9 protein-coding genes are annotated in these 6,851 nt (G+C 54.5%); 3 read left to right on the top strand and 6 right to left on the bottom strand.

Annotated elements, in window-relative coordinates; all coding sequences use genetic code 11:
• Window positions 1–67 precede the first annotated feature (67 nt).
• On the top strand, window positions 68–940 hold the full coding sequence (locus ATHL_RS02205; RefSeq protein WP_062189309.1) for a C39 family peptidase: 873 nt from the start codon (window positions 68–70) through the stop codon (window positions 938–940).
• Here the strand turns inward: ATHL_RS02205 and miaB are convergent.
• The 3 genes from miaB to ATHL_RS02220 form a co-directional block, all read right to left on the bottom strand.
• Window positions 937–2,259 (bottom strand): tRNA (N6-isopentenyl adenosine(37)-C2)-methylthiotransferase MiaB, encoded by a 1,323-nt coding sequence (miaB, locus tag ATHL_RS02210; RefSeq protein ID WP_062189311.1) that lies wholly within the window; start codon window positions 2,257–2,259, stop codon window positions 937–939. The genes ATHL_RS02205 and miaB overlap by 4 nt on opposite strands.
• Window positions 2,260–2,324: 65 nt before the next feature.
• On the bottom strand, window positions 2,325–2,837 hold the full coding sequence (locus ATHL_RS02215; RefSeq protein WP_062189313.1) for a thioredoxin family protein: 513 nt from the start codon (window positions 2,835–2,837) through the stop codon (window positions 2,325–2,327).
• Between the two features lie 92 nt (window positions 2,838–2,929).
• Window positions 2,930–3,136, bottom strand: a complete 207-nt coding sequence (locus tag ATHL_RS02220) for a YgaP family membrane protein (protein ID WP_062189315.1) — start codon at window positions 3,134–3,136, stop codon at window positions 2,930–2,932.
• Between the two features lie 171 nt (window positions 3,137–3,307).
• Here ATHL_RS02220 and ATHL_RS02225 point away from each other — a divergent pair, with 171 nt between their 5' ends.
• Together ATHL_RS02225 and ATHL_RS02230 are read left to right on the top strand one after the other, a co-directional pair.
• Window positions 3,308–3,652, top strand: a complete 345-nt coding sequence (locus ATHL_RS02225) for a PadR family transcriptional regulator (RefSeq protein WP_062189317.1) — start codon at window positions 3,308–3,310, stop codon at window positions 3,650–3,652.
• A complete protein-coding gene (locus ATHL_RS02230; RefSeq protein ID WP_062189320.1) occupies window positions 3,649–4,659 on the top strand; it encodes a hypothetical protein in 1,011 nt (336 codons plus the stop codon). Before ATHL_RS02225 ends, ATHL_RS02230 begins: the two co-directional genes overlap by 4 nt.
• An 80-nt stretch (window positions 4,660–4,739) precedes the next feature.
• Here the strand turns inward: ATHL_RS02230 and ATHL_RS02235 are convergent, their stop codons facing one another.
• From ATHL_RS02235 to ATHL_RS18720, 3 genes are all read right to left on the bottom strand, one after another.
• On the bottom strand, window positions 4,740–5,321 hold the full coding sequence (locus ATHL_RS02235; RefSeq protein WP_062189322.1) for a GNAT family N-acetyltransferase: 582 nt from the start codon (window positions 5,319–5,321) through the stop codon (window positions 4,740–4,742).
• The gene (locus ATHL_RS02240) at window positions 5,318–6,130 is read right to left on the bottom strand and encodes an alkaline phosphatase family protein (protein WP_062189324.1); all 813 of its coding nucleotides are present in this window, start codon (window positions 6,128–6,130) and stop codon (window positions 5,318–5,320) included. The genes ATHL_RS02235 and ATHL_RS02240 overlap by 4 nt, the downstream gene beginning before the upstream one ends.
• A 70-nt stretch (window positions 6,131–6,200) precedes the next feature.
• On the bottom strand, window positions 6,201–6,851 hold a 651-nt coding region (locus tag ATHL_RS18720), incomplete at its 5' end, for a hypothetical protein (protein ID WP_162787547.1).

A 6,851-nucleotide genomic window follows, 5' to 3' on the forward strand; every position in this document is an offset into this window, starting at 1 on the left:
GTGGCAAGAGTCTTGCAAAGGTGTTTTCCATTATACGCTACCCAGCACTTTCCTGTACAATCGGAGCATGGTTGTGAGATTACGGAAGACCCTTCAGAAAGTCCACATTCCCTGGAAGAATTGGCCGGGTTTGATCGCTCTGGGATTTTTTACCCTGATCATTGCTCTTGCAGCCGTACAGCATGAAGGGGAACTGGAACCTGTCCCGCTGAGCCGGATGGCGGCATCTACAGTAACGCGCACGCCGTTTCGCGCCCAGACTTTTACCCCCACGCCCAGTTTTACCCCATCGCCCACGTGGACTTCCACACCAACGCCCTCTCCAAGCGCGACTTTCACCCCCACCATGGAGCCCACCCTCCCGCCGCCCTCGCCCACTGAGCTCCCTGCTGAGGCAGTGATTAAGGGGGTCGTTGGGCACCCTCAGACCCTGGCGTTGAGCTGCGAGTCGCGCTCGGCGGTGGATTGGGCTGCATTTTTTGGCACTAAAATTGGAGAGCTTGAGTTTTTGAACGCTCTTCCGCGCAGCGATAACCCGGAAAAGGGTTTTGTGGGTGATCCCAACGGGGTTTTCGGGCAGATTCCGCCCAATCCTTACGGGGTACATGCCGCGCCGGTGGGAGCCCTTTTACGGGCGTATGGAATCCCGGCGGAGGATGAACGGGGAATGTCCTGGGATGAGTTGCGTGCGGAAATTGCCGATGGTCAGCCGGTGATTGTGTGGGTGGTTGGCAGTGTGTGGTGGGGAAAAGCCGTGCCTTACGAAGCCTCAGATGGGGAGACGGTTATGGTTGCGCCCATGGAGCATACCGTAATTGTTATTGGCTATTCTCCCTATTCGGTGGCCGTGCTGGATAACCATCTGGTCTACAGTGTGCCCATTGAGCGCTTTCTGTCGTCCTGGGGGGTGCTTGGGAACCAGGCGGTTTATTATCGTTAAGGGGTGACCAGATTACCGATCATGGACCATGGACCGGTCCAGGTAATTTTTACGGGCAGAATTTGTCCGCGCAGGTCGGCTTCGCTTTCCACAAAGACAAGCTTGTTGGTGGGGGTGCGTCCCTTCCAGCGCCGTTTCACTTTTTCTTCAAAGAGCACCGGGGTGGTTTGGCCGAGGTAGGCCTGATTGATTTCGGTGGCGATCTTTTCCTGTAACTCTTCGAGAAGGCGGAAGCGGCGCAGCTTCTCTTCTTCCGTGACGTTGTCTTCCATGCGTCTGGCGGCAACGGTGCCTGGTCGGGTTGAGTAACGGGCCAGATGGGCTACATCGAGCTTGAGTTCTGCCAGTAGTTCGTAGGTGTGCATGAATTGAGCTTCGGTCTCACCGGGGAAGCCGACGATGATGTCGGTCGCGATGGATACCCCTGGAATACGTGCTCGAATGCGCGCTACCAGGCGCCGGTAATCCTCTGCGGTATATCCACGATGCATGTTGGCCAGCACTTCATCGTCGCCGGCCTGTACGGGGACTTCAATGTGGGGCATGACCTTAGGCAGTCTGGCCACGGTATCGAGAAGTTCTTCTGTCATCCAGTTGGGATGAGAGGTGAGAAAGCGGATGCGTTCGAGCCCTTCGATCTCGCTCAGACGGATGAGCAATCCTGCAAGGCTGGGGTATTCGGGCCGGTCTTTCCCGTAACGGTCGACAATCTGGCCCAGCAGGGTGATTTCTTTGACCCCTTGCCGTACCAGTGACCTGGCTTCGTTAAGAATATCAGCCGGGGGGCGGCTCCGCTCTACCCCACGGCGGTAGGGGATGATGCAGAAGGTGCAGGCGTGGGAACAGCCGTACACTACCGGAATGTAAGCGGAAACCAGGTTGCCCCGTTCGGCCTGCGGAAGCGCCAGTTCTTCGTCCATGATGGCATAGCGGGTAGCTGTAGCGCTTTCTTCGAGCGAACGTACCTCGGACTGGGTGAGGAATGCAATAAGGGGGGTTGGATCCGAGGGCGGTGAGAAGACATCGACAAAGGGGAAACGTTTTTTAAGCGCCTCGTGATTTCGAACTCCCACCAGACACCCCATTAAATTGATCACCAGTGCGGGATTTTTTTCCTTGAGCGGACGTAGAGAATGGAGACGCCCGTAGGCTTTATCCTCGGCGCTTTGCCGCACAACACACGTGTTGAGCACAATAATATCGGCTTCTTCAGCCTCTGAAGTGGCAGAAAAACCGAGATGCTCCAGCGCTGAAGCCACGCGCTGGGAGTCGGCCACATTCATTTGGCAACCTTCAGTCCAGATGTGATATCTTTTCATCGTTGCCGATTATATCAAATTCCGACTATTCAGGGATGAATTAAGGAGAGCAGCTGTTTGCCTTTTCAGCCTGTTCTTGCGCGAATCCAGGCACTCACTGCGCGATAAACCGGGCAACGATCGTAAACGGCGCTGAATAAGAGTGCGCCACCTGCCAGTGCCAGCAACAGGGGCTGGGAGGGGAGCGTAAAGGCAAGTGCCAGAAGAGCCACACCTGCTCCTCCACGGAGAAAGCGATCTACAGGACGGAGGGTCGTGGCGGGCCGTTCACCTGTAAGAGCAGATGTGAAAATTGCCTGCAAATCATTCACCGATAAAGCACCGGTACGACGATAAAGCTCTTTCCCGTTGACCACCACCAGGAGAGTGGGTATACCAAAGATGCGCAGTTCGCGGAGAAGATCGGGGTGATCATCGGCATTCATGCGAAGGAGTTCAACGCGCCCGTTAAACTCGCGGGCAGTTTGTTCCAGGGCAGGGGCCATCACACGGCATGGGGCGCACCAGGGAGCCCAAAATTCGACCACTGTGGGGTGCGGCCGGGATGCGAGTTCCTCCAGGAGTTGTTGCTGGTTCATAAAAGATCTCAGATTTTGAATGCACACGGCGAATCTGGAAAGAGCCGCCGTGTGTAGTTTAATTTAGAAGGTTGTTCTTCCGGGTGGGAAGATCAGGCCTTGTTGGTGCGAATTTTTAAGAGAGCATAGGCCGGGCAAAATCCCACCAGGCCGGTGAGCAGGGGGACAAACCCGATGATTTTTAAAAATACCCCCCAGCCACCGGTTACCACACCACCCCAGCCCAGAGCCAGAAGAACAATACCGACGATGACACGGATAACGCGGTCCATCCCTGATTCATTGGTCCATTGATTCATAAGAGCCTCCTTTACAGTACTCTGATCGAAAATCTCTGTATCTATTCCTTTGGATTGAAATAAGCAGTAAAAGTTACAAACGGATTGGATGGGAGGAAAACTTATCAATCATTATTTTAAATCTTGAAATATAATGTGATACATAGTATAATGTATTATAAGGAATAAGGTATGGCACACAATCAAATTATGGAAAGTATTATTTTAGAACTTCGACGGGGGGTGATTGTACTGGCGGTAATGGCTCAACTCGAGCAGGAGCAATATGGTTATTCGCTCATCAAGCATCTTTCCGAGCGCGGGTTGGAAATCGACCAGGGGACACTTTACCCCTTACTGCGTCGACTGGAATCGCAGGGACTGCTTGAATCGGCCTGGCGGATCGACGATCCCCGTCCCAGGCGGTATTATGTTCTCAGCAGTGAAGGCAGAAAAATGCTTCCAAAGTTAAAAGAGGAATGGAACCAGATGGTGACTCTGATGGAAAAGGTTCTGGAGAAGGAGAAAGACCAATGAATGACTTGATTGATCGGTATGTTGCTGAGGTGGGCCGCCACCTTCCGGATAAATTACGCCCGGATATTGAAAGAGAGATACGCTCGTTGCTTGAAGACTCGCTGGAAGATCGCAGCAGAGAGGCGGGGCACCCGCCGGATGAGGCCATGGTAGTTGCGTTGCTTAAGGAATTTGGAGAGCCGCAAAAAGTAGCTCGTTCTTATGCGCCCCCTCGTTACCTCGTCGGGCCGACGCTTTTCCCTACCTTCATCAGTATTCTCAAGCCGGTCGTGGTTGCGATTGGAGCAGGGTTTCTTATCAGTTTTGGAATTTCGGTAAGCCGGCCTGGTTTGACGCTCTCAGAATCAGGTCTGATATTGCTCCAATCGCTGGCGAGTTTCTGGCAGGCGTCCCTGATGTTCTTTGGCATTCTGACGCTGGTGTTTGCTATCCTTGAGCATACAGCACCCAGGGGAGAAAGCAAAGATGCTGATTGGGATCCTCGAAAACTAAAGCCGGTGACGCCAGAGGCCAGCCGGGTTTCTTCTGCCTCGCTCTTAACCGGTATTGTGCTGAACATTATCGCTCTGTTTCTTTTCAACGTGCTGGGAAACCGCATCGGGCTATACATCTATGATGGGGGGGTATGGCATTTTATACCCGTTCTCAGCCGGGTATTTTTCCTGTATGTGCCCTGGTTCAGCGCCATCTGGGCGCTGGAGATCGTTCTCTACAGCTGGGTGCTCCGTGATGGGAGCTGGAAGGTGACTTCGCGGCTGGCTTCTGCTGGCTTAAATTTGCTGGGATTAATCCTCGCTCTGGTGATGCTTACCGGCCCCTCGATTGTAGAGGTCACCCCTCAAACGCTCGCCGCGTTACAGGGAGCCGGGTTGACCGAGGATGTGGTGAAAGTTCTGGAAACCGTATTTCAGATCGCTTATCGTCTGGTGCTGGTATTTGTCGTCATCGGGAAAGCGGCAGATATGGGCAAGGACATCTACCGCGGATTATGGAAGCCCGAGGCATGAGACCGGGATAACGGCCAGGAATGCTGGTCAAAAACCGAAATGGAGGAGGGTCTGGTGCCAGGAAACCCTCCTCCTGGTTTTTATACGAGGGGTTTTATCAGATGAATGGTTGTGGTTCCGTCTTCCTGGTGCCGGGGCTGGCCGATGGGAAGAAATCCTTCGCGTTGCCAGAAACGAAGAGCCAGGGGGTTATTCACCTGCACATCGGCTTCCAGGGTGGCTACACCGGCGCTTCGCAGTGTTTTCTCCACCATGGCAAGAATATTTTTGCCCAGGCCACGTCCTCGAAATCTGGGGGCGATCATTAACAATTCCAGATAGGCCCTGCTTGCGTCTCCCTGAAAGCCCGAAAATACCAGATCAAGCACACCTGCCAGGTTCTTTCCCTGAAATACTCCGTAAAAAGTGCCGCCATGCTGGCGAGAAAGCGCCAGATCGGCGAGAACCATTTCAGGAGAGGCGTGGGGGCTGGGGCCAAGGGCAAGGAAATCTTCACACTGCTGGTAAAGTTGCAAAAGCCGGGGTAAATGGCTTTCGTTCATCGGGAGAAAGGTGATACTCTGACCAGGGAGAAGGGAAAAGATCAACCCTGACCACGGATGGATGATGGCACAACACCTTCCCGGCAGACCTGCCGGGTGGGAGTGATAACGCGGACTCATGCAAGCGCTTCTCTTAACACCTGCCCCTGCCACTCAGGAGGTGTGGGCAGGCCGAGGAGGTGGGTGATGGTGGGAGCAATATCCAGAATGCTGGCTTTGCCTTCCAGGGTATGCCCTGGACGGATGCCCTTTCCATGCAGGATGAGAGGAACGGTCATATCTTCGGGAAGGGGCGTTCCGTGGGTGCGGTCATGACCGCCGTGGTCGGCAGTAACGATTACCAGAGAGTCATCCAGCACCCGGGCTTGCTGAAGCCGATCGAAGAATCCAGAGAGAGCGGCGTCTACTCGCTTACAGCCGGAAAGGTATTCTGAAGAGAGATAACCAAACTTATGTCCAAGCTGGTCGGGGAGCTCGATATAGACGAAAGAGAACCCCGGGTGGTGGCGAACGATCCAATCCGCGGCGAACTGGCAGACCTCTGCCTCGGTTTGAGAAGTGATGGGGTCTCCGGAACGGTGGTAATACGCGAAATCGAGCACATCGGGCTGGGAAAGGTCGCGTAATGGATCCCAACCGTGGAATGAAGCTGTGAGCAGCCCCCCGGCACGGGCCATTTCGAAAAGACCGGGAAGTGGACGGCGGTTGTGATGCCAGGTGTTGGTAATCGTTTTGTGACGGGTGGGAGGAACCGAGAGGAAAATGGAAGCAATGCAGGGAAGGGTGATGGAGGGCATCACAGAGCGGGCTTTGAGGGTGGACGTGCCACCGGCGGCGAGGTGAGAGAGGGCGGGCATCAGCCCTTGTTCCACAGGTTCGGGGCGTAACCCGTCGACTAAAATGAGGATGGCAGGTTGAGGTGAGTCCATGGGATGATTATAGCAAGGGAGAGAAAAATCAGAGGAACGAAAAAACCGTCGGGGCGGCGGGATGGGTCTTTCAGGGGGTAACGGCAGGCATTGGTGTGGAGGTAGGAAGCTGACTCGGATCGAGGGAATGTACTCGCAGGTTGGAGAAAGCCACGGTGAGAGAGGTGTTCCCTGAAGCTCTGGCATACAGCCCTACCTGGCCGGAGGGATATAGCGGATCGCGCACACTGAATTGATACACATCATTGAGAAACACGCGTAATTCGTTCCCGGTCATCCACACCCCTACTCTGACGGGTAGCATTCCTCCCCGCGGTAGTTCACCGGAGGCAGTCCAATCTTGCAGGGGGATTGTCTCAGAAGGACGCAGGCGTTCCATACGCAAATTCCCGTTGCAGGAGCCCAGCAGACGGTAACCTTCTCGCTCACTGCGGGCTCGCAGCATTACCCCGAAAACGTCATCATTCCGACAAATGGCGGGTTCAATGGTGATCTCCAGGTAGGAATCTGCCGGGATTTCTTTCTTCCCAAACGAGAACAGGCTTCCCCGGGGAGCGGTGACCACCAGGTTTAGTGCGCGGTTTCCAAAGGTGATGCGGCCATCCTCAAAATCTCCTGTGCGCCAATCTTCCGGGTGAGTAAAATCATCTTCCAGAATGACACTCCCCACCCCGGGTTTGTATTCTTGTGTGGGGCGGGGGGTCAACGTGGGGGCGAGGGT

This window comes from Anaerolinea thermolimosa, assembly GCF_001050195.2.
GTDB lineage: Bacteria > Chloroflexota > Anaerolineae > Anaerolineales > Anaerolineaceae > Anaerolinea > Anaerolinea thermolimosa.

Excerpts from the sequence above, each read along its gene's own strand:
- ATHL_RS02215 (WP_062189313.1), bottom strand. The coding sequence starts at position 2,837 with ATGAACCAGCAACAACTCCTGGAGGAACTCGCATCCCGGCCGCACCCC.
- ATHL_RS02220 (WP_062189315.1), bottom strand. The coding sequence starts at position 3,136 with ATGAATCAATGGACCAATGAATCAGGGATGGACCGCGTTATCCGTGTC.
- ATHL_RS02230 (WP_062189320.1), top strand. The coding sequence starts at position 3,649 with ATGAATGACTTGATTGATCGGTATGTTGCTGAGGTGGGCCGCCACCTT.
- miaB (WP_062189311.1), bottom strand. The coding sequence starts at position 2,259 with ATGAAAAGATATCACATCTGGACTGAAGGTTGCCAAATGAATGTGGCC.
- ATHL_RS02240 (WP_062189324.1), bottom strand. The coding sequence starts at position 6,130 with ATGGACTCACCTCAACCTGCCATCCTCATTTTAGTCGACGGGTTACGC.
- ATHL_RS02235 (WP_062189322.1), bottom strand. The coding sequence starts at position 5,321 with ATGAGTCCGCGTTATCACTCCCACCCGGCAGGTCTGCCGGGAAGGTGT.
- ATHL_RS02225 (WP_062189317.1), top strand. The coding sequence starts at position 3,308 with ATGGCACACAATCAAATTATGGAAAGTATTATTTTAGAACTTCGACGG.
- ATHL_RS02205 (WP_062189309.1), top strand. The coding sequence starts at position 68 with ATGGTTGTGAGATTACGGAAGACCCTTCAGAAAGTCCACATTCCCTGG.